The 22,021-nt window shown below is 58.5% G+C and carries 22 protein-coding genes; 7 read left to right on the top strand and 15 right to left on the bottom strand.

What is annotated here, in order from left to right; genetic code table 11:
* The first annotated feature begins 19 nt into the window (after positions 1-19).
* A complete protein-coding gene (locus GRI41_RS06280; protein WP_160603884.1) occupies positions 20-391 on the top strand; it encodes a hypothetical protein in 372 nt (123 codons plus the stop codon).
* Here GRI41_RS06280 and dnaE read toward each other — a convergent pair.
* The 6 genes from dnaE to GRI41_RS06310 form a co-directional block, all read right to left on the bottom strand.
* Complete coding sequence (gene dnaE / locus GRI41_RS06285) at positions 374-3,931, bottom strand: DNA polymerase III subunit alpha (RefSeq protein WP_160603885.1); 3,558 nt, start codon at positions 3,929-3,931, stop codon at positions 374-376. The genes GRI41_RS06280 and dnaE overlap by 18 nt on opposite strands.
* 96 nt (positions 3,932-4,027) lie before the next feature.
* Complete coding sequence (locus GRI41_RS06290; RefSeq protein ID WP_160603886.1) at positions 4,028-4,369, bottom strand: hypothetical protein; 342 nt, start codon at positions 4,367-4,369, stop codon at positions 4,028-4,030.
* Positions 4,370-4,419: 50 nt separating this feature from the next.
* Positions 4,420-4,899: a glutathione peroxidase gene (locus GRI41_RS06295; RefSeq protein ID WP_160603887.1), complete on the bottom strand. Its 480-nt coding sequence runs from the start codon at positions 4,897-4,899 to the stop codon at positions 4,420-4,422.
* The gene (locus GRI41_RS06300; protein ID WP_160603888.1) at positions 4,896-5,465 is read right to left on the bottom strand and encodes a DUF1579 domain-containing protein; all 570 of its coding nucleotides are present in this window, start codon (positions 5,463-5,465) and stop codon (positions 4,896-4,898) included. The genes GRI41_RS06295 and GRI41_RS06300 overlap by 4 nt, the downstream gene beginning before the upstream one ends.
* Positions 5,466-5,504: 39 nt before the next feature.
* On the bottom strand, positions 5,505-6,179 hold the full coding sequence (locus GRI41_RS06305; RefSeq protein WP_160603889.1) for an ABC transporter ATP-binding protein: 675 nt from the start codon (positions 6,177-6,179) through the stop codon (positions 5,505-5,507).
* On the bottom strand, positions 6,172-7,413 hold the full coding sequence (locus GRI41_RS06310; protein WP_160603890.1) for a lipoprotein-releasing ABC transporter permease subunit: 1,242 nt from the start codon (positions 7,411-7,413) through the stop codon (positions 6,172-6,174). The genes GRI41_RS06305 and GRI41_RS06310 overlap by 8 nt, the downstream gene beginning before the upstream one ends.
* Before the next feature lie 219 nt (positions 7,414-7,632).
* Here GRI41_RS06310 and purF point away from each other — a divergent pair, with 219 nt between their 5' ends.
* From purF to GRI41_RS06325, 3 genes are all read left to right on the top strand, one after another.
* Complete coding sequence (gene purF / locus GRI41_RS06315; RefSeq protein WP_160604655.1) at positions 7,633-9,099, top strand: amidophosphoribosyltransferase; 1,467 nt, start codon at positions 7,633-7,635, stop codon at positions 9,097-9,099.
* Entirely contained in the window at positions 9,099-9,821 is a 723-nt protein-coding gene (locus GRI41_RS06320) for an SDR family NAD(P)-dependent oxidoreductase (protein WP_160604656.1), read from the top strand. Before purF ends, GRI41_RS06320 begins: the two co-directional genes overlap by 1 nt.
* A 110-nt stretch (positions 9,822-9,931) precedes the next feature.
* Positions 9,932-10,282 (top strand): PilZ domain-containing protein, encoded by a 351-nt coding sequence (locus GRI41_RS06325; RefSeq protein ID WP_160603891.1) that lies wholly within the window; start codon positions 9,932-9,934, stop codon positions 10,280-10,282.
* 83 nt (positions 10,283-10,365) lie between these two features.
* Here GRI41_RS06325 and GRI41_RS06330 read toward each other — a convergent pair whose 3' ends face one another.
* Positions 10,366-11,580, bottom strand: a complete 1,215-nt coding sequence (locus GRI41_RS06330) for a serine hydrolase domain-containing protein (RefSeq protein ID WP_160603892.1) — start codon at positions 11,578-11,580, stop codon at positions 10,366-10,368.
* A 38-nt stretch (positions 11,581-11,618) separates the two neighbouring features.
* Positions 11,619-12,860, bottom strand: a complete 1,242-nt coding sequence (locus GRI41_RS06335; protein WP_160603893.1) for an SAM-dependent methyltransferase — start codon at positions 12,858-12,860, stop codon at positions 11,619-11,621.
* 132 nt (positions 12,861-12,992) lie between these two features.
* Between GRI41_RS06335 and GRI41_RS06340 the strand changes: the two genes are divergently transcribed.
* A complete protein-coding gene (locus GRI41_RS06340) occupies positions 12,993-13,406 on the top strand; it encodes a hypothetical protein (RefSeq protein WP_160603894.1) in 414 nt (137 codons plus the stop codon).
* Here the strand turns inward: GRI41_RS06340 and GRI41_RS06345 are convergent.
* From GRI41_RS06345 to GRI41_RS06360, 4 genes are all read right to left on the bottom strand, one after another.
* Entirely contained in the window at positions 13,396-14,784 is a 1,389-nt protein-coding gene (locus tag GRI41_RS06345; protein WP_160603895.1) for a cryptochrome/photolyase family protein, read from the bottom strand. The two genes, GRI41_RS06340 and GRI41_RS06345, sit on opposite strands and share 11 nt — an antisense overlap.
* A 169-nt stretch (positions 14,785-14,953) precedes the next feature.
* On the bottom strand, positions 14,954-15,934 hold the full coding sequence (locus GRI41_RS06350; protein WP_160603896.1) for a metal-dependent hydrolase: 981 nt from the start codon (positions 15,932-15,934) through the stop codon (positions 14,954-14,956).
* Positions 15,935-15,946: 12 nt separating this feature from the next.
* Positions 15,947-16,996: a 2-oxoacid:ferredoxin oxidoreductase subunit beta gene (locus GRI41_RS06355; RefSeq protein WP_160603897.1), complete on the bottom strand. Its 1,050-nt coding sequence runs from the start codon at positions 16,994-16,996 to the stop codon at positions 15,947-15,949.
* 104 nt (positions 16,997-17,100) lie between these two features.
* The gene (locus tag GRI41_RS06360; protein ID WP_160603898.1) at positions 17,101-19,020 is read right to left on the bottom strand and encodes a 2-oxoacid:acceptor oxidoreductase subunit alpha; all 1,920 of its coding nucleotides are present in this window, start codon (positions 19,018-19,020) and stop codon (positions 17,101-17,103) included.
* 150 nt (positions 19,021-19,170) lie between these two features.
* Between GRI41_RS06360 and GRI41_RS06365 the strand changes: the two genes are divergently transcribed.
* Together GRI41_RS06365 and GRI41_RS06370 are read left to right on the top strand one after the other, a co-directional pair.
* Positions 19,171-19,692 (top strand): RNA pyrophosphohydrolase, encoded by a 522-nt coding sequence (locus tag GRI41_RS06365; RefSeq protein WP_235901067.1) that lies wholly within the window; start codon positions 19,171-19,173, stop codon positions 19,690-19,692.
* Positions 19,689-19,910, top strand: a complete 222-nt coding sequence (locus tag GRI41_RS06370) for a hypothetical protein (RefSeq protein ID WP_160603899.1) — start codon at positions 19,689-19,691, stop codon at positions 19,908-19,910. Before GRI41_RS06365 ends, GRI41_RS06370 begins: the two co-directional genes overlap by 4 nt.
* A gap of 81 nt (positions 19,911-19,991) precedes the next feature.
* On the opposite strand, the gene GRI41_RS06375 is transcribed toward GRI41_RS06370, so the two are convergent.
* The 3 genes from GRI41_RS06375 to GRI41_RS06385 form a co-directional block, all read right to left on the bottom strand.
* Positions 19,992-20,495, bottom strand: a complete 504-nt coding sequence (locus GRI41_RS06375; protein ID WP_235901068.1) for a tetratricopeptide repeat protein — start codon at positions 20,493-20,495, stop codon at positions 19,992-19,994.
* A 72-nt stretch (positions 20,496-20,567) separates the two neighbouring features.
* Positions 20,568-21,749, bottom strand: coding sequence for an RsmB/NOP family class I SAM-dependent RNA methyltransferase (locus GRI41_RS06380; protein WP_160603901.1), 1,182 nt, complete (start codon positions 21,747-21,749; stop codon positions 20,568-20,570).
* On the bottom strand, positions 21,746-22,021 hold the full coding sequence (locus GRI41_RS06385) for a hypothetical protein (protein WP_160603902.1): 276 nt from the start codon (positions 22,019-22,021) through the stop codon (positions 21,746-21,748). Before GRI41_RS06385 ends, GRI41_RS06380 begins: the two co-directional genes overlap by 4 nt.

Below are 22,021 nucleotides of genomic sequence, written 5' to 3' on the forward strand. Positions count from 1 at the left end.
ATCGCTCTAAAGCATAGGCATGAGCCCGATAAACGATCTCAAGAACATCATTGTCGATTTCAGCGGCCTCGCGAAGGACGCTCTGCATGTCTATGTCGCGCTGGTGGTGTTCCTCGCCGCCTGCCTGATTTTCCGCTGGCGCGTATCGGAATGGAAACCCTTGCTGCTGGTCTTTGCGGTGATCATCCTGGGCGAGATCGTGGACATCCGCGACACTTTGGCAATCGAAGGGCAGCTTTACCTGGGCGGCAACTGGCACGATATCTGGAATTCGATGCTGGCGCCCGTTCTGCTGTTCGTCGCCGCGCGATTTACCAATGTGCTTGAAAAACGCGATCCCGCGCCCATCACAACATCTGCGGCGCAAAGCGGCTTAGACGACGAGCCTTAGGTTCCGCTGCGCAGTCAGCGCGACTTTGTCGATCCCTTCGATCAAAGCCAATCGCTCTGCCAATTCGCCGTCGAGCGCATAGTCGCGGCCCAGACGGACTTCGGGTTCATTCTCCCCGCCGGTCTTGAGCCGGACCAGCACTTCGCCATGTCCTGCCGTGCCGGGTGCGAGCTCCAGCTTCAAATCGTGCAGTGCAGCCGCATCGCTCAATTCCATCCGCAGCATCATCCGCGAACCGCCCTTGATTTCCTCAAGCGGTCTGCCGCCGCGCACTGTCACGCGAGGGGGTTCATCGGGGCTTGGCGAATCCAGTTCCACATTGAGCAGAATACAGGTGCTGTCGGCGGCCCATTGCTGGAACTTTTCGACCAGCGATTCTTCAAAACATGCCGCGCTGAATTGCCCGGTAGAATCCGAAAAATCGGCGCGGATGAAGTCCTTGCCCTTGCGCGTTTTTCCCTTGTTCACGCTCTCGACCATGGCCGCCATTACCGCCGACTGCCGTCCGCCCGGCGGTGCCCCGGCCTCCATCAGGTTCTGATATGTTCGCGCGCCATTGGCAGAGGCAACTTGCCAATATTGCTGAACCGGATGGGCGGAGAAATAGAAGCCGAAATTCTCGCGCTCTTTCGCCATACGTTCGGGCCGCGACCATTCTTCAACCTCTTTCAGGCGCAGCGTGTCGTCCGCCTGATCGTCACCGCCAAACAATGCCGCTTGCCCGCTTTCGCGCTCGCGGGTTGCTGCATCGGCAATGGCCAGCAGCAATTCGACATTGCCGAACAATTTGTCGCGATTGGGCTCCAGCTCATCCAGAGCGCCAGCGCAGATCAAGCCTTCCAGCTGGCGGCGATTCATCGATCCGGGCGGGAGCCGTTCGAACAGATCGCTCAGGCTTTCAAACGCGCCATTTGCCTCGCGCTCGGCGGTGATGGCCTCCATCGCTTTTTCACCGACATTGCGAATGCCCGCCAGTGCATAGCGCACTGCATAGCCATCATCGGTTTGCTCGACCGAATATTCGGCCTCAGAACGGTTGATATCGGGCGGCGCAACCACAATTCCGTGGCGCCGCGCATCATCGACGAACAAAGCCAGTTTTTCCGATTGGTGCATGTCGAAACACATCGAGGCAGCGTAAAACTCCTCCGGATAATGCGCTTTCAACCACGCCGTTTGATAGGCGAGAAGAGCATAGGCCGCCGCGTGCGATTTGTTGAAGCCATAGCCCGCAAACTTGTCGATCAAATCGAACAATTCGTTGGCTTTCTTGGCGTCGATGTCGGACACCTCTTTGCACCCGTCAACAAAGCGTTGGCGCTGCGCATCCATTTCCGCCTGGACCTTTTTACCCATCGCGCGGCGCAGCAAATCGGCATCGCCAAGCGAGTAACCGGCAAGGATCTGCGCAGCCTGCATCACCTGTTCCTGGTAAACGAAAATCCCGTAGGTTTCGGCCAGAATCCCTTCGAGCTTGGGATGCGGATATTCGATCTCCGCTTCGCCGTTCTTACGTTTGCCGAACAGGGGAATATTATCCATCGGCCCCGGCCGGTAGAGCGAAACCAGCGCGATAATATCGCCGAAATTGGTCGGCTTCACCGCAGACAGCGTGCGCCGCATGCCTTCGGATTCGAGCTGGAACACGCCGACGGTGTTACCCGATTTGAGCAGTTCATAGACTTTGGGATCGTCCCAGGTGAGCGTGCCCAGATCGATGTCGATCCCGCGCTTCTTCATCAGCTCGGTCGCCTTGTGCAGCACCGAAAGCGTTTTCAGACCGAGAAAATCGAACTTTACCAACCCGCTGCTTTCGACATGCTTCATGTCGAACTGGGTAACCGGCATGTCTGATCGTGGATCACGGTACAGCGGGACAAGCTTGGCGAGCGGCCTATCGCCAATCACCACACCGGCGGCATGGGTCGAGGAATTACGCGGGAACCCTTCCAGCTGCATCGCCAGATCGACGAGGCGTTTCACCTCGTTGTCATTGTTATATTCGCGCTTGAAATCCGCCGCGCCATTGAGCGCACGCGGCAAAGTCCACGGATCTGTCGGATGATTGGGCACCATCTTGCACAGCCGGTCCACCTGACCATAACTCATCTGCAAGATCCGGCCCGTATCGCGCAGCACAGCGCGCGCTTTCAGCTTACCGAAAGTAATGATCTGCGCGACGTGATCGCTGCCATATTTTTGCTGCACATAGCGGATGACTTCGCCGCGCCGCGTTTCGCAGAAGTCGATATCGAAGTCGGGCATCGATACGCGTTCGGGGTTCAGGAACCGCTCGAACAGAAGGCCCAGTTTGAGCGGATCGAGATCGGTAATCGTCAGCGCCCACGCCACCACCGAACCCGCGCCCGAACCACGCCCCGGCCCCACCGGAATGCCGTTATCCTTGGCCCATTTGATGAAGTCAGCAACGATCAGAAAATACCCGGGGAAACCCATGCCAACGATCACTTCGACTTCAAATTTGAGTCGATCAGAATACGCTCTCACTTCCTCCAAATTTCCGCTCGCCCTGAGCTTGTCAAAGGGTTGCCCTTCTTCGGGCATTCCGTTCGAAAGCAAGGACAAGGCTTCGACAAGCTCAGCCTGATCGGTTTCTGGGTAGTATGGCGCCAAGCGCTCGGCCAAGCCCTTGCGCGCATCCTCGGCCAGTGCCTTGGCCTCGCCTTCCAGATCACCGGCAAGGCTGGGCAGGATCGGGTCGCGATATGGCGGCGCATAGGCACATCTCTGCGCGATGGTCAGCGTGTTGGCGATGGCTTCGGGAAGATCATCGAAAAGCTCTTCCATCATCGGCGCGGATTTGATGAAAGCCTCTCGATTGGAACGCGGCCGGTTTTCGGCATCGATCTGGGACGAATTGGCAATGCACAGCATCGCATCATGCGCCGCAAACATATGCGGCTCTGCAAAGAAGGAAGGATTGGTCCCGACCAGCGGCAGATTGCGCTGATAAGCCAGATCGATCAGGGCCTTTTCCGCCGCGTCCTGAACCGCATCAAATTTGCGCGACAGCTCGATATAGAGACGACCGGGGAAAAGCCCTTGCAGCCTGTCGAGCAGCGCCTCGCCATGCTCCTGCTGCCCTTCGCCCAGCAGCCGTGACAAAGCCCCGTCCCCCGATCCGGTCAGCGAAATTAGCCCGTCCGTATGGCCTTCCAGATTGCTCAGCCGGACATGCGGTTCAAATTCCAGTGGCCGGTCGAGATGCGCCATGCTGACAAGGTGGCAAAGATTGTCATAGCCCGCTTCATCCTGCGCATAGAGCGGGAGATAATCGACCTGCTTGCCTTCTTTGTCGCGGGCAATCCCCAGCAGCGTTCCGATGATGGGCTGGATGCCTTCATCAAAGCACGCCTTGGCGAACATCACCGCGCCGTAAAGCCCGTTGCGATCACAAATGGCGATTGCCGGAAAGCCGCGCTCTTTGGCCAGTTTCGCAATCTGCTTGGGATCAATCGCCGCCTCGAGCATCGAGTAGGACGACAGAACGCGAAGCGGAACGAAGGGAGCAAAAGGCATCAGAGGAATATGCGGGCGATTGGTCGAGTCGTGAAGAGCGAAGGAGCCTTATTCCCCTCTTTCGTCATCCCCCCGAAAACCGGAATGACGGGAGCACTACGGTTTTGTGGCTTCCGCCTTCGCCGCGGCAATCTTCTTGCGCGTGTCACGAATGCTCGACCATGCACCGTAAAGGATCAGCGCACCAAGAAAAATCCACACCCAGATCGGGATATTGCGCCCTGCAATGGCGAGATAGAGATAGGCCGAAACAAAAAAGAAGCCCGCGCACATTGTCGGCAACAGGGTCGATTTGCCCGATTTCGCATTGCGCACCAGCCAACCGATGCTGAGCAGAAAGAACGGGATTGCTCCGACATAGATAGCGCCGAAGATATACGGGTTCACACCATATTCGGCGCCAAGCGACAGGAACCACTGATTGATCGATTCGAGCACGCTGCCCTCCTAAAATAACGTCCGGCTATTCGCAGCGGAATCGCAAGCGGTTACAGCAGCTTGGCAATATCCTTCCCGATCTTCGCGGGCGTGTCTTGCGGTGCATAGCGTTTCACCACTTCCCCATCGCGATTGATCAGAAATTTGGTGAAATTCCATTTGATTGTCTTGCTGCCCATCAGCCCCGGCGCTTCGCGCTTCATCCAGTCGAACAGCGGGCTTGCGCCGTCGCCATTGACTTCCACCTTTTGCATCAGCGGAAATGTCAGGCCGAAATTGACTTTGCAAAATTCTTCAATCTCTTCCGCATTGCCCGGTTCCTGTCCGCCGAACTGGTTGCAGGGGAAAGCCAGCACCTCAAAACCCTTCTCGCCATATTCCTGATGCAGCGACTCGAGCCCGTCATATTGCGGAGTAAATCCGCATTTGCTGGCGGTGTTGACCACCAACAGGACTTTGCCTTTCTTTTCAGAGAGGTCGAGATCGGACCCGTCCGGTTTCTTGACGCTGAAATCTGCAATCGTGGTCATCGTGAATCTTTCGTGTCGCCGCTTGGCCGGTAAGTGAAATCAAAGCTCGGCCCCCAGCTTTTTCCCTGATCGTAGGAAACTTCGCCGCGTTGTCGAACCGAGCCGTCCAGCTCATTTGGGGTGTAGGTCATGCGGATCAAGCCATCCTTGCCCGGCCCGCCGATATTGGGCCAAGTGCCCGTCAGCACCATGCCGGTGCGCACGCCCTGCCCCTTGAAATAGACCGGCCCCGGCGATGATCCGATCCAGGTCTGTTCCCACAGCTGTGTTCTGGGGTTGTAACTGCTCAAACTGCCGCCGGGATTGGGCCGCACAGGCATCCAGTTTTCGCGGATCGCACAGCCATTATAGAGCCTTTCGACGAGGCTTCGGGCGACGATCTTTTCCGATCCGTCCGCCGCGGTTTCTGCCCCGGTGACATAGACTTTCCACGCGCCAACCCAGAAATCGAAAGCATCGTAATTTTCGCCGCTGCATGCAGGCTGCGATGGCGGCGGCGCTACCGGTTGGACCGTTTCAACCGCAGTTTCCTGCGCGAGTGCGAGAGCAAGAACCGAAACTAACATCTATAAAGCCCTTTCCGCAGAAATTCTGCCTTGGGCCACTCAGGAAAGTGTGCCCTCGTGCAAGCGTACCACACGGTCCATCTGTGAGGCCAGCCGTTCATTATGCGTCGCCACCAGCGCCGCGCTGCCCTCGCCCCGCACAAGCGCCAGAAACTGGTCGAGCACTTTGTCAGCGGTTGCCTCGTCAAGATTGCCGGTTGGTTCATCGGCGAGCACGAGCTGCGGGCGATTGGCCAAGGCGCGCGCCACGGCAACACGTTGCTGCTCGCCGCCCGAAAGCTGGCTTGGCCTATGCTCCAGCCGGCCGGCCAAACCGAGCGAGCTGAGCAATTCGCGCGCGCGGTCATCCGCCTCTTCGCGCGAAGTCCCTCCAACCATTTGTGGGAGGACGACATTTTCTTCCGCGCTGAAATCGGGAAGGAGATGGTGGAACTGATAGACGAAGCCCATATGTGTCCGCCGCAATTCGGTGCGCCCATCAGAGGGGAGCTGGCTCGCATCTATCCCGTCAATCTGGATAGTTCCGCCAAAACCGCCTTCCAGTAGGCCCACCGCTTGCAGCATCGTCGATTTGCCCGAGCCCGAGGGGCCAAGCAGCGCAACGATTTCACCCGGTTGGATTTCCAGATTAACCCCGCGCAAGACATCAATACGCACGCCGCCCTGTTCGAACGACCGCGTCAGGTCGGTGAGTTTGACGACCGGATTACTCATAGCGCAGCACCTGTACCGGATCGGTCTTGGCCGCCTTCATCGCCGGATATAGCGTCGCGAGGAAGCTGAGCCCGATAGCCAGCGCGCATATCCCGACAATTTCGGCCGGATCAGATCGCGCGGGAAGTTCGGTCAGCAAGCGGACTTCGGGGTTCCAGATGTCCTGCCCCGTGGCCCAATTGAGAAATTTCAGGATCGGCTGACGGAAGTAAAGCACCAGAAAGCCGAGAGCGACACCGGTGAATGTGCCGAACGCGCCGATCACCGTCCCCGTCGTCACGAAAATCTTCAGAATGTTCCGCCGCGTTGCGCCCATGGTGCGCAGGATCGCGATATCGCGGGTCTTGGCGCGCACCAGCATCACTAGCGAGGACAGAATATTGAACGCTGCGACCAGCACAATCAGCGACAGGGCAAAGAACATCGCCACGCGTTCCACCTCGAGCGCTTCGAAAATGCTGGAATTGATCGTCCGCCAGTCATTGATCACCGCGATTCCCTGCAACCTGGGCTGCAATGGCTCGAGAATGCGGCCCACATCCTCCGCATCGGTGGTCATGACTTCGATCAGGCCAATCTTGTCACCGGTCAGAAGCAGCGTTTGCGCATCCTTGATCGGCATCACCACAAAGGTCTGGTCAAATTCGTACACACCCGTCTCGATCAGCGCGGAGACTTGATAACCAACCTGGCGCGGGACCGTACCGAAGGGCGTCGTGCGGCCCTGCGGATTGAGCAGCGTCACGGTATCGCCCGTCCGCGCCCCGAGATTTTCTGCGAGCCGTTTGCCAATGGCAATCTGGCCGGCCTCGGGCTGGATTGCGGACAGATTGCCTTCAACGAGATTGGGAGCCAGCTTGGCAATGTCCTGCTGCGTATTCCCGCGGACTTTGACGCCGTTTGCGCGGCCATTGAACGTGATCAGCAGCGGCTGTTCGATGATCGGAGAGGCGCTGACCACATCGGGTGTCGCGCGCACTTCCTCCAGAATCTCTTCCCAATTATCGAGCCGGCCATTGTAGCCGATGATCATCGCATGGCCGTTGAGATTGACGAAACGGTCGAGCAGCTCGCCCCGAAACCCGTTCATCACGCTCATCACCACGATCAGCAGCGCGACGGATAGCATGACCACAAGCACACTGATCCCGGCCACGAGCGCGATAAACCCCTCGCCCTTGCCCGGCAGCATGTACCGCTTGGTGATCGTCCATTCGAAAGGATTGAGGAACAAGATAGTGGTGTGCTTCCCGTTAAGACCTGAGCGCCCGTTTAGGCATGGTTTCCTGTCGCTGCAATGAAATCTCTAAGACTATGCGCATAAACCCGAAGACACCTTCGCGATGGCCCTTGTAATTGAACTGCAACACCGCCATTGAGCGCGCATGTTTGCACCCCTGCGGCGCAGCAATCGGCCACACGCAACAAACAGCAGGCATCGGGCGGTCCCAATATGAACCTTTCTCACCCGTTTATCGACGCCAATGGAGACAAGCTGCGCGAAGAATGCGGCATCTTCGGCACCATTAATGCCGATAACGCCTCTGCTCTGACCGCGTTGGGTCTGCACGCCTTGCAACATCGCGGGCAAGAAGCAGCGGGCATCACCAGCTACAATGGCGACCGTTTCTATTCCGTGCGCGGAACTGGCCATGTTGCTGACAATTTTTCAACCGAAGAAGCGCTGGCCGAATTGCCCGGCCATATGGCGGCGGGCCATGTACGCTATTCAACCACCGGCGGATCGGGCCTCAGGAACGTCCAGCCGCTATTTGCCGATCTGGCCAGCGGCGGCTTTGCCGTGGCGCACAATGGCAATATCTCCAACGCGCGCACTTTGCGCGATGATCTGGTCAGCCGCGGCGCGATATTCCAGTCGACTTCGGATACCGAAGTCATCATCCACCTCGTCGCGACCAGCCGCTATCCCACCATGATCGACAGGATCGTGGACGCCTTGCGGATGGTCGAAGGCGCCTATTCGCTGATCATCATGACGCCCGAAGGGATGATCGCCTGCCGCGATCCGCACGGTATCCGCCCGCTGGTGATGGGAAAAGTCGGCGACACAATCACCTTTGCCAGCGAAAGCGTGGCCTTCAATGTAATCGGGGCGGAGATGATCCGCGAAGTAGAACCGGGCGAATTGATCCGCGTTGATTATGACGGAAAGATCGAATCGCTTCATCCTTTCGGCAACATCAAGCCGCGTCCCTGCATTTTCGAGCACGTCTATTTCAGCCGCCCGGATTCGGTGTTTGTCGGACAGTCGGTCTATTCCTCGCGCAAGTCGATTGGCGAACAGCTGGCAATTGAAAATCCCGCCGAAGTCGATCTGGTGGTTCCTGTGCCCGACAGCGGCGTTCCCGCGGCCATCGGTTATGCCCAGCAAGCGGGCATTCCTTTCGAGCTGGGAATCATCCGGTCGCACTATGTCGGGCGCACTTTCATCCAGCCGACGCAAGGCGCGCGTACTTCCAGCGTGTCGCTCAAGCACAATGCCAACCGGGCGCTGGTCGAAGGCAAACGCATTGTCCTGATCGACGATTCGCTGGTGCGCGGCACGACCAGCATCAAGATCGTCCAGATGATGCGCGATGCGGGTGCAACCGAAGTCCATTTCCGCGTTGCCAGTCCGCCATTTGCAAATAGCTGCTTTTACGGTGTCGACACGCCCGAGCGGGAAAAGCTGCTCGCGGCGCAGATGGATATGGACGCGATGCGCGATCATATTGGCGCAGACAGCCTCGCTTTTGTGTCGATTGACGGGCTCTATCGCGCGGTCGGTCTGGAAGGCCGCAACAGCGCGTGCCCGCAATATTGCGACGCCTGTTTCACCGGAGAATATCCGACACCGTTGACCGATCAAGCCGGGCGCGACGACAAGGACGCCCAGCTATCCTTTGACAGAGTTGCATGATGGCTGACAGCAAGCCGCTCGACGGCAAATTGGCGCTCGTCACCGGATCAAGCCGCGGAATCGGCGCAGAAACCGCCAAATCGCTGGCCAAGGCAGGCGCGCATGTGGTGCTGACCGGGCGCGATGTCAAAGCGCTGGAAGCGGTTGAAGATGAAATTCACGCGATAGGTGGCAGCTCCACCATCGCGCCGCTCGATCTTGCGGAAGTGGATGCGATTTCGCGCTTGGCAGCGGCCATTTCTGGACGCTGGGATAAGCTGGATTACCTAGTAATTTCGGCCGCCTATTTACCAACCCTCACACCCGTCACGCAGATCGACCAGAAACAGTTCAGCGTGGCGATCACTACCAATGTGCTGGCAACACAAGCATTGCTGGCGGCATTCGATCCACTGCTCAAGCGCGCCGATGCGGGCCGCGTGATCGGTCTGACCAGCAGCGTTGGTTCGGATGCCCGTGCCTACTGGGCGGCATACGGATCCACCAAAGCCGCGTTTGAATCGATGCTCGACAGCTACGCGCAGGAAGTCGAGAAAATCGGCGGTGTGAAAGTCGCAATTGTCGATCCGGGCGCGACTCGCACGGCAATGCGCGCAAAAGCCTATCCCGGAGAAGATCCCGCGACGGTCAAAAGCGCGGACGTGGTGGGCGACCGAATCGTCGAGTTGCTGGTTGAAGATTTTGCAACTTCGCACCGCGAGCGTGTGGTAAAACATCCGTAACCATTGCCGGTAACTTCCCGGAAAGCAGACCAGTCCACATTGTGCAAAGCCTGAGCGGAAACTTCCGCGAAAGGTGTGGTTAGTCTTTAAGCATTCTGGATGCCCGAAAAATGTTGGCTGAAACCTACGATTCATACGAGCTTGCCGCGCAAGAGGACCGCTGTTCTCCGCGCACCAAGCTGACAATTCCGGCGCAGCTACGCGCTTCGGGTGGTCGGGCATTCCAGACCGTGATCCACGACCTGTCGATTTCCGGCTTCTCCGGCGCTGCGATCAGCCGCATGCGTCCCGGCCAGATTTGCTGGGTCACTCTGCCGGGCCTTGAATCGCTTCAGGCCGAAGTGGTCTGGTGGGACGATTCGGTTGTCGGCTGTGCCTTCACCGAATTGCTCAGCCCGATCGTGCATGACAATATCTTGCAGCGATACAGCCCAAGCTCCGTGTATCGCGGCAACCTCTAAGGGGTCTGCCCCCAAAACAAAGACACCCTTAGATGTCCCGAAGCGGGTCGCCCGAAAGAGCGGCCCGTTTTGCTGTCCGGCGGCTATTCTGCCGGCGCGCCAGCTGCCGGAGCTGACCGCGCATCAACCGCAGCCTGCACCGCTTTGTAGAATTCGCGCCGTTGCGCGCCCTCTTCGCCCTGCCCCGATGCATTGGGCCAGTTGCTGTTGGACGCGATTACCAGCTTGCGCGCGGGGTCGACGAAGATACCTTGCCCGAAAATCCCTTGCGCGGCGAAAGCGCCGTCATCTTCGGTCCACCATTGGAAACCATAGCCGAAACCCGGCGATCCGATATCGGCCTGTTTGGTGGTGGCCTGCGCCAACCAATCGTCGGGCACGATCGACACGCCATCGATCATCGCGCCTGTTCGGATAAACTCGCCAAACCGGGCATAGTCGCGCGTCGCCGCCTGGATACAGCACCCGCCGATCTCGTGGCCGGTGGAACCGAGCAGCCATGTTGCATCCTGCTGCATACCGTATGGCGCCCACACTTTTTCCGACAGATATTCGGCAAGTGTCTTTCCGGTTGCCTCGCTGACCAGCACACCGATCAAATTTGTTTCACCGGTGCTATAGACCCATTTCTCCCCCGCCGGGACATCGCGGGGTAGTGTTTTCATATAGCTGACAGTGACATCTTCCCCTTCAGCCGCCTGATGTTCGTTGAACAAGGCAACATCCGATTTTGGATCGGTATAATCCTCGTTCCAGCGGACGCCCGATGTCATGGTCAGCAATTGCCGGATCGAAACATCGTCATAGGCAGAGCCTTTGAGACCTTCGATGTAGTCGGTCACCTTGTCATCAAGGCTCTTGATATGTCCGTCCTTCACAGCCGCGCCGACCAATGTGGAAGTGAAACTTTTCGCGACCGAGAAACTGGTCCACTTGCCATCGCGCCCGAAATCGAGCCCGTAGCGTTCGTAAACCAACTTTCCGTCAAGCAGGATGACAATCGCCGCTGTGCGCTGCTCTTTCATGTAAGCGTCAACATCGGTCGCAATGGTCAGCGGATCACCTTCGGGGAGTACACGGATCGTATCGCCCGACGCAATCACATTGGCATTGGCCAAAAGCGGAATTGCATCCATCGCCCGGAAAGCCGCCTCGCGCTGTTCATCTGACCAGAACAGTACATTGCGATCGGTCGGCATATTCGCGACCAGCGCGCGCTGGTCTTTATCGAGGGTGAAATAGGTAATCCCGCCGCCCGCCAGCAGCATTAGCAAAATGCCGATGATCCACTTTTTCATCTCTCAACCACTCCCATTCGTTTCTTACCGGACTGTTATTATTGGGCTTTGACCAGCGTCACCTGGCTCACATCAATCCCGCCTGCGCGAAAACCGCCTTCGCAATACATCAGATAGAACCGCCAAAGCCGGACAAAGCGTTCGTCAAATCCATCGGGCAATCTGCCCTGTTTGACCGCAGCATCAAAATTTTCCCGCCAGATGCGCAGCGTTTCGGCATAATCCTGCCCGAAATATTCCTGATCCGTCCATTGCAGCCCACGTGACTCTGCAAGCTCTTGAAACTCGCTATTGCGGATCAGCAAACCGCCCGGGAAAATATATGCCTGGATGAAGTCCGCGCTTGCGGCATAGGCATCGAACAATTCGTCATCAAAAGTGATAAACTGGATGGCCGCGCGGCCACCGGGTTTCAGATTACGCGCGATGCAGTCGAAATAGCTGGGCCAATATTCGCGGCCGACCGCTTCGACCATTTCGACGCTGACGATGGCATCGAACTGTTCTTCGGTGTCGCGGTAATCCTGCTTGCGGAACTCGATTGCCGGATCGTGATGCTCGCGCGCCCAGGCCAACTGCGCATGGGACAGGCTGATACCGGTGACCTTCGCCCCCTCGTCCGCAAAATGCCCCGCCAATGCGCCCCAACCGCAGCCGATTTCCAGCAGCGTTTCGGGCTTTTGCAAACGCCGGGACAACCGCGCCCATTTGCGCCGCTGCGCCGATTCAAGATCGTCTCCATCCGCAAACATCGCGGAGGAATAGCTCATCGTGCGGTCGAGCCATTGCGCGTAGAAATCATTGCCCAGATCATAATGCGCGTGGATGTTGCGCGCCGATCCCGATTTGCTGTTGCGATTGAGCCAATGGGCAATCTTGGCCGCCCAGCGGAACGGGCCCTTGGCCCTGCCCGCCGTGCCCAGTGACTTGGCATTGTGATTGAACACCGCGAACACATCGACTTCGTTGGGGCTGTCCCACTCGCCCGCTTCCCATGCCTGATACCACCCGACAGAACCGTTGGTCGCCAGCCGCATGACACCGCGCCAATCATGCAGATAGACGACCGCTTCGAAACCGGGATTGCGCGCGCCCAGCAGGCGGGTTGTTCCATCGGGCAAATGGCCGAGGATCGAACCGCGTTCCAGCCCGCGATCAATCTGGTCCAGAACCTTGTGAAAGCTGGGGGCAAACAGGCGCGTGAAAAGGCCGGGCTTGCGCTCGAATCGTGACGCGCCCTCGATCAGCTGTGACCCCCGATTTGTCCCCTCCGCACTCATGGCGGGGTTTATGCCGCGCAGCTTTGACGGGGGCAAGCCCACCGGCAAATTTGCGTGGCAGCAGCATCTGGTGGTAACAAACGGCCATCAGACAGAGCGCCGCATGAAAGCGCGTCGTCGATGGGGGGAAGCATGCAAAATCCATTGGTAAAAAGAATTGTCGCCGTCGTTGTGGGTGTATTGGTCGCCGGTCTGGTAGTGGGCGTTGTCGAAGGGCTCGGCCATATGGCTTTTCCGCCGCCAGAGGGGCTGGATATCACCGACCCTGAAGATCAGGCGCGGATCATGCTCGAGATACCGCTTGCTGCAAAAATTTCTGTCGTCGCCGCGTGGTTTCTCGGCGCGCTTGCGGGCGCTTGGAGTGCGATCCGTATTGCGAGCGAGGTCATTCCCGGCTGGATTGTCGGGCTGGTGATGGTCGGGCTCAGCGCGTGGACCACCCAGATGTTTCCGCATCCGCTGTGGATGATGGTTTCGGCATTCGTCTTGCCGCTCATTGCAGTGCTGGTGGCCAAACAGCTGCACAAAGCGCGGCTTACTGCTTGATCGCCTTATACGTGTCGAGCGCGCGTTCGCGTGCTTCGCGGTGCCCGATGATTTTCGCCGGATAGCCATCGGGCAGGCATCCATGCTCCTCGGGATCGTGGATATAGGGCGCGTCCAGCTGCGCCAGTTCGGGCACATATTCGCTGATATAACCCGCCGCATCGAATTTCTCCGACTGGCTCAGCGGCGCCATAATCCGCACGAACATATTGCTGTCCACGCCGGTCCCCGCGACCCATTGCCAATTGGTGCCGTTTTGCGCGTAGTCGGCATCGACCAGCGTGTCCCAAAACCATTGTTCGCCATGCCGCCAATCAATCAGCAGATGCTTGATCAGAAAACTCGCCGCGATCATCCGCACGCGGTTATGCATCCATCCCGTTTGCCATAGCTGGCGCATTCCCGCATCGACCACGGGGTATCCGGTCTTTCCCTTTTGCCACGCTTTCAGATCAGCAGCGGCATCCGCGTCGGTTTTCGGATCGCGCCATTTCAGCTTTTCGAAATCCTCACGATAGGATTGCGTGGGATAGGCCGGAAACTGGCAAATCACATTTTGTGCATAGTCGCGCCAGATCAGCTCCTTGCCATAAACATCCCAGCCCTTCCCCCGCCGCCCTTTCAAGGCGTGCCACACCTGCGCGGGCGAAATTTCGCCGAAATGCAAATGCGGTGAGAGACGCGATGATCCATCCTGCGAGGGCAAGTTGCGCGCGTCATCATATTCGGCGACATCGCCTTCCCATTCGGCCAGGCGATCTTGCGCAGCGGCCTCACCCACTTGCCAGAAGGCATCGATCCCGCCCGACCAATCGGGCCGCGTGGGCAGCAGGTTCCAATCATCCAACGCATCGCTTTTGGGCCAGCTATCGGGATGCGACAGCGTCTCTGGCTCCGGCAACACATCGCGCGGAGGCATCTGTTCGAGCGTGGCTTTGGAAAACGGCGTGTAGATCTTGTACGGCGTGCCCGATCCGGTGGTGACCGCGCCCGGCGGCAGCAGGTAATTCCCGTCATAGAGCTGCAGATCGAAGGCGTCTGACAGTTTGCCCTGTGCCTTGCGCCACCATGGTTCGTAATGGCGAATGGCGTGGATAACCTCTGCGCCTGTTTCTTCGACAATTTTTGTCAGCTCTTCCACCGTATCGCCGCACCGCAGGATTAGCCGCGAATGTCTTGCGCCAAGCGACTTGGACAGGCTGTCCAGCGAGTGATGCATCCACCAGCGCGAGGCACCACCATAGGCATGGCTGCCCGCGGCATCGTCATCCAGCACATAGACCGGAATAACCGGCCCTGCCTGCGCGGCGGCATACAGAGCGGGCTGATCTGCCATCCGCAGATCACGCCGAAGCCAGACGATTTGTGGTTTGGTCATCTGTCTCCTTACCGCCCCTCTTCTTTAGAGGAGGGGCAACGAGACTTGGCGTTGCTCGGCAATGCCTAGTCGCAGTGGGGTGGTGGAGATGGCTCGCGCGAGGCTCACGCCTCGCCACCACCCCCAACCCCCTCCTCTAAAGAAGAGGGGGCTTTCGTGTTAAAGCGCCCTACCCCGCCGGAAGTTCCTCACATTCCACTTCGGGCAACGCGACAGTGAAGCGATCCCGCGCACGAGGATCGTAGAATCGCGCGTCGCGGAGGAGAACGGTGCCGTCTTCGGCGCGCTCGGCAAAGGGAGCGCGTGACCAGAAGAGGAAGGCGTCAACACCCGGATCTTTTCCTCGATCAGATTCCAAATCCGGCAGTAGGCATCTTCCACTGACGATTTCTTCAGCGTGGAACCCTCCGCTATCATATCGGATGAGCGTCAGCCACCTTCCTTCATTGACCGCGAGCGTTTCACGAGCCCAAAAGTCAAAGGGGATCGGGCTTGCGATCACTTCAGCGCTGCTCATTTCCGCAAATGAACTCCCGGCATCCAATCCCGCGACATATTGGCTTCCATCGCGTTCAAATTTGTAAGTAATCGCCCCATTCAACCCGATATACGCCAAGCTCACCGCAATCGCCACGCGCGCAGGCTTCTTCCAATCCCCGCCCCGCTTCTCTCGTCGCAAAGAGAACCACGTCGCAAAACCCATCAGCGCCCATAGCCACACATCGATGATAAACAGCGTATCGCCGTAGAACCATTGGCTCGAAAATGGCTCCAGCAGGCGGATGCCATACACGTTCAGCCAATCAAGCGCGGGATGCGTCAAGCAGCCGATAAAGCTGAGCAGGAACAGCCATTTGAAATTGACCGGCAACCTGCCCTCGGGCCTCTTGCCGCGTTTCGTCTGCCACCTGTCAAACGCATAGAGCAGCCCTGCCAATATCAGCGGCAACAGCACCAGCGCCGGCGGGCCATGCGTAATCCCACGCCGGAAACCGAGATGCTCCGCGCCCTCCAGCCAGAAAAAACACGCCGCATCGACATCGGGCAAATTCGCCCCGATAATCAGCGCGGGCATGGCAAGGCCGGTTTTCTTCTTGAGACCAGCCTGCCCCAGCAATGCACCAACGAGAGAGTGGGTTAGGTTGTCCACGCGCCGCGCACCCTAATCCGTCGGATGCCCTTCATTCGGATCGACAGTCCACGTCTGCCCCTTGCCTAGCAGTTTGGCGAGATTGGCTTCTTTGCCCTCTGATGCCCGCGCGCGTTCTTCGATTACGGCAGTTTCAAAGGTCGGGCGCGGATCGTCATAGATCACGCCCAGAGCCATCGGGAACGGCCCGAAAGGCATTTCGATCAGCATATGCGCGATGGTGCGGTCTTTGGCGTTGTGGACCAGCACGCCCGCCTCTTCCCAATTCTCTTCACTCGCATCGACGACTTTGAGAGTCAGCGTGTCGCGATCGAGCGCAATGCCCTTGTCGTAGCCCGCCTTGGGATCGCCGAACAGCATCGGCTTGCCATCTTCCAGCCATAGCTGGCGGTCGCCCGCGCCTTTCGGGGCGGCGAAATCGTTGAACACGTCTTTGTTATAGACGATGCAGTTCTGGAAAATCTCGATAAAGGCCGCGCCTTGATGGGCATGCGCTGCCATCAGCACATCGGGCAGGTTTTTCGAAACATCAAAACCGCGCCCGACAAAACGCGCACCTGCACCCAGCGCAAAGGCGCATGGATTGGCCGGGTGATCATAGGACCCGATCGGCGTCGACGGGCTCTTGGTCCCTTCGCGGCTTGTGGGGGAGCTTTGCCCCTTGGTCAGGCCGTAAATCTCGTTGTTGAACAGCATGATCTGCATGTTCACATTGCGGCGCAGCACATGCATCATATGGTTGCCGCCGATGGACAGCCCGTCACCGTCACCGGTCACCAGCCAGATATCGAGATCGGGATTGGCCAGCTTAACACCCGTCGCAATCGCCGGCGCACGGCCGTGGATCGTGTGGAAGCCGTATGTTTCCATATAATAGGGGAACCGGCTGGAGCAGCCGATGCCGCTGATAAAGCAGGTGTTCGAAGGGTTCGCGCCAAGCTGCGGCAAAGTGCGCTGCACCGCCTTGAGGATCGCATAGTCCCCGCAACCGGGACACCAGCGGACCTCTTGATCCGTTTCCCAATCCTTGAGCGTGGTTTCGAATTTAACGGGTGCGTTCATAATTTACCTCGTCATCCCAGCGAATGCTGGGATCGCTATCAGCAAGCTCCGCCCAAGCGGAGGAAGATCCCAGCTTTCGCTGGGATGACGGAAGAGAGAATGGATCACTGCTCCGGACTCGGCAGTTGGTCGTCATTGACCGGAACCTGCCCGCCTTCATTGCCCGAAACATCGTCAAAATATTTGCCAATTGCCGCTTCCATTTCCGCAATCGCGAAAGGCTGTCCGCTGGTTTTGGTCAGCGGGGTCGCATCGACAAGGAACTGGTCGCGCAGCACGGTTTTGAACTGGCCGGTGTTCATTTCGGGCACCAGCACATTGTCATAGCTTTTCAGCAGATCGCCAAGGTTCGCGGGTAGCGGCCACAAATGGCGCACATGGATATGGCTGACATCGCAGCCCTTGGCGCGCATCCGGCGGACCGCCTGATGGATCGGGCCAAAAGTGGACCCCCAACCGACCACTGCCAGAGTGCCCGAAGTCTCGCCCAGTGCCACGTCCTGATCGGGCACTTTCACGCCTTTAACCTTGTTCACGCGCGCATCGGTCATCGCCTGATGGTTGTCGGGCGCGTAATCGATATGGCCGGTATCGACCGCCTTCTCGATCCCGCCAATGCGGTGCATCAGATCGGGCGTGCCCGGCTTGATCCATGGGCGCGCGCCCTTTTCGTCGCGCTTGTATGGGAGCAGCTCTTCGCCGCCGTTTTTCTCTTGCAGGAACTTCGCCGGAAACGGCTCAAACGTTTCGGGATCGGGCACTTTCCAGGGTTCTGCTGCATTGGCGATATAGCCATCGGTCAGCAGCATCACCGGCGTCATATATTCAACCGCGATCCGGCATGCCTCGATAGCGACTTCAAACGCGTCGCCCGGGCTGCATGCAGATACAACCGGCATCGGCGCATCGCCGTTGCGGCCATAAATCGCCTGATAGAGATCGCTTTGCTCGGTCTTGGTCGGAAGGCCGGTCGATGGCCCGCCGCGTTGGCTGTTGACGATGACCAGCGGCAGCTCGGTCATAATCGCAAGCCCCATCGCCTCGCCTTTCAGCGCGATACCGGGGCCGGAGGATGACGTAATGCCAAGCTGGCCTGCATAGGACGCGCCGATTGCCGCACAGATCGCGGCGATCTCGTCCTCTGCCTGAAAAGTGGTGACGCCGAATTCTTTGAGCCGCGCCAGATGGTGGAGGATCGCCGAGGCTGGCGTGATCGGATAGCCGCCAAAGAACATCGGCAATTCGGCCAATTGCGCGCCCGCAACCAGACCCAGCGAAATCGCCTCTGCCCCGGTGATGGTCCGGTACAGGCCCGGCTCGCTTTCAACCGCATCGACGTGGACCTTGGTCAGCGGCCCCGCAATTTCTGCCGTCTCGCCATAGGCATGGCCGGCATTCAGCGCCGCGATATTGGCATCGGCAATCTCGGGCTTGGATTTGAACTTGGCTTTCAGCCAATCCTCGATCGGCGTGCGATCGCGGTCAAACATCCACAGCGCGAGGCCCAGCGTCCACATATTCTTGGACCGCAGCGCATCCTTGTTACCCAGACCGAAGGGCTTCACCGCCTCGATCGTCAGCGCGGAAATGTCGAAGGCCAGCACATCCCATTTGGCCAGCGTGTCATCCTCCAGCGGCGACACATCATATTTCGCCTTGTCGAGATTGCGCTTGGAAAATTCGCCGGTGTCGATGATCACCAGCCCGCCGGGCTTGAGCGACGGCAAATTCACTTTGAGCGCGGCGGGGTTCATCGCCACCAGCACATCGGGAGCATCGCCCGCGGTGTTGATCTCGCGGCTGCCGAAATTGATCTGGAAAGCAGACACACCGAACAAAGTGCCCTGCGGTGCACGGATTTCGGCGGGGAAATCAGGGAAGGTCGCCAGATCGTTGCCCGCAAGCGCGGTTGATAGAGTGAACTGACCGCCGGTCAGCTGCATTCCATCGCCCGAATCTCCGGCGAAACGAACGACAACTGCTTCGGGTGCTGTGGTGGGTTTTTCCTTGGCCAAACTAGCCATCAACATTCCTTTTCGTGCGCGATTTTGCGCGCCTTATTCTGTCAGGAAACCGCACCTATGCGCGGTCACCTGCTCCCGCAATGTAGTTTTTCTCCTAGAAGGGCAAAAAGTCGAGTGGAAAATGAAGTTTTCCGCGTTAGAGCAGCCCCCATGAGCAAGGATGCGCAGATGAAAGAGCTTGGCTATCGCCCCTGTGTCGGGGTGATGCTGGTCAATACACACAGCAAGGTGTTTGTCGCCGAACGGCTCGATAGCCGCCACGGCAACGGCCACACGTCGGGCTTCTGGCAAATGCCGCAAGGCGGCGTCGATAAGGGCGAAGATTTGCAGGAAGCCGCGCTGCGCGAACTGGCCGAAGAAACCGGCGTCGGCGCCGACAAGGTCACTCTGCTGGGCCAGACGCGCGAACCCATCCGCTATGACTTGCCCGATGAATTGATCGGCAAATTATGGAAGGGAAAATATCGCGGCCAGGAACAGGTCTGGTACTGCGCCCGCTTCCTGGGCGACGATGCCGATATCGATCTGGAGGCACACGATCCGCCGGAGTTTTCCCAGTGGAAATGGATCGACCCTGAACGGCTTCCCGATGTGATCGTGCCGTTTAAGAAGCACGTCTATCAGGCTGTTCTGGAAGAGTTTCGTGCTTTGGTTTTTGCGGACACACCATGACCGACTATCAATGCTGGTTCTGTGGCGAGGGCATCAATCAGTCAGATTGCGGAGCGGTTATCATCACCATCGAAAATCTATGGCGATGGAACAAGGCGTCCAGCGAAACGGATGCCCCCGCTCAAGCTGTTTTTGCGCATAGAGAGTGTGCCAAGAGGAAGCTTCGCGGTCAGGGAATGGAATTTGACCCAGGAGTCTTCAACGAGGACGATAGTTAGCCAATCGCTCTCAGGCGTGGACACATCGCCCCATAATCAACCGGCTAATGGGCGAATGAGAATTTCGGAACGATACCGCTCTCAGTTCTGAGAAATTTCCGTATCGGGCATCACCGCCTCTGCGCGCAGCACTTGTGGCTGCGGGCCTCTTGCAATGGCGGCGGCCAGTTGGCGGGTTTCGGTGCAGGAAGTGCCGCACAAAGTTTCCAGCCGGGAAAGGTTTCCGCGCGCTTTTTCAACCGCGCCTTTTTCCACCAGAGCCTCGCCCTCACCCGAAATTGCGGCGAGATTTTCAGGCTCTCGCGCCAGGGCTTCACGATAGAGGCGGATTGCCTTGCCTTGCAGCCCTTCGCGGCGCGATGCCTCCGCCAGATAAAGGAAAACCGGCGTATAGGCCGGATCGACCGCCAGCGCGGCCTCGAAACTGTCAATGGCGCGTTGCGGCTGGCCGGCGTCAAGCGCTGCCTTGCCCTCGGCGATCAACATCGCGGCGCGTGGATGCGCATCGCGGTCCTGCGCCTGACCAATGCTGGCAGTAACGGCAAAAACCAGTGAAAGAGCCGCGGCGGCAGGGGCAAAGCGCATTATTAACTCCTTGACGGCAGTTTTCTCGGGATGGGTCGAATCTGCCATGGCCATAGTAGTTAACAGCGATTCCTATGCGGGTGAAGTGACGCGCGCGATGAAGAAGCCGTCCGTGCCGTCATGGAACGGAGTAAGCCGCCTTCCTTTCCCGTGCGGTCGGCCAATCGGCCAGTCGAGCGCGTCTGCCTGCCAGCCGGGATGCGCGGTCAGAAACGCGTCGATCCGGCTCGACCCTTCTTCGTCGAGCAAAGAGCAGGTGACATAGATAATCCGCCCGCCGGGTTTCACCAATTGCGCCGCCATGCCCAGCAAGCGCGATTGCAGCAGAGAGAATTCGGTCACCGCGGCCTTGTCCAGCCGCCAGCGCGCTTCGGGGTTGCGCCGCCATGTGCCGACGCCCGAACATGGTGCATCAACCAGAACCGCATCGGCCTTCCCACGAAAATCGGCGAGAATCTCCAGCTCTTTGCCCGGATCAAGCAAGATGGTTTCGATAACACCCGCACCGGCGCGTTCGGCGCGCGGGGGCAAATTGCCCAAGCGGCGTTTGTCGGTATCGCTGGCGATCAACGTCCCGCAATTGTCCATCGCCGCCGCGAGAGACAGCGTTTTGCCCCCTGCCCCGGCGCACAGATCGATCACCGTTTCGCCCGGTTTCGCATCGACCGCTGAACAGGCCCATTGGCTGCCGTGATCCTGCACTTCGATCTGGCCTTCGCGGAAGGCCTGCCATTGCTCTACCTGCGTTCCCGAGGGAAAGCGCAAACCCTGCGGGGCGAGCAATTCTTCGCCCTGTTCGGGAAGCTCCAGCGTGCCGCGATCGGCGCGCAGCGTATTCACCCTGATGTCGAGCGGCGCACGGTCGAGCAATGCCCCCGCTTCGGTTCCAACGATGTCGGATGCGGCGAGCAATTTGTTGACCACAGAATGCGCGATGCCGCCCTTCGCCGGGACTTCCCTGTCACCAATCGCAGGCGGGCCGTATTGCGATCCGTCAAACAGCGGCTTCAGCTCTGCATCGATTTCTGCAAGCCGCAACATTGCCGCGCGGCCGGTATCAGGAATGGGGCCGCAAGCGCGAATGGCACCATAGACCAGCTCGCGGATGGCGCGGCGGTCTTTCGAACCGGCATAGCGATTGCTGCGCGCCCAATCTGCGATGATCCGATCTGCCGGCGCGCCTTTGATCCGCGCCTTGTCGATAATGGTGTCGAGTATCTCAATCGACGCCTGAACGCGTGCTGCTGGGGTCATTTTCTGCTTCCAAGGTCGCGTTCCAGCTTGCGTTCGATTTCTCTGTCGAACGCGTCGCTGATTTTTTCAGATCTAGGTATCTCGGTGCAAGCGAACTGGTACCGCAACCCATCACTGGCGCTCATATTGCGCTCGTCAGCGAGTTTGGTGCCTTCAGCCTCGCATTCTTCGAGGGTTCGAAACACAACCGGTTGACGTTGCAAATCGAACTCTCCCGCTCGATCCGGATGCCATTCGATCAGGAAGAGCATGAAAGGGATGATTTCGATCAT

Source organism: Pontixanthobacter aquaemixtae (assembly GCF_009827395.1).
Taxonomy (GTDB): domain Bacteria; phylum Pseudomonadota; class Alphaproteobacteria; order Sphingomonadales; family Sphingomonadaceae; genus Pontixanthobacter; species Pontixanthobacter aquaemixtae.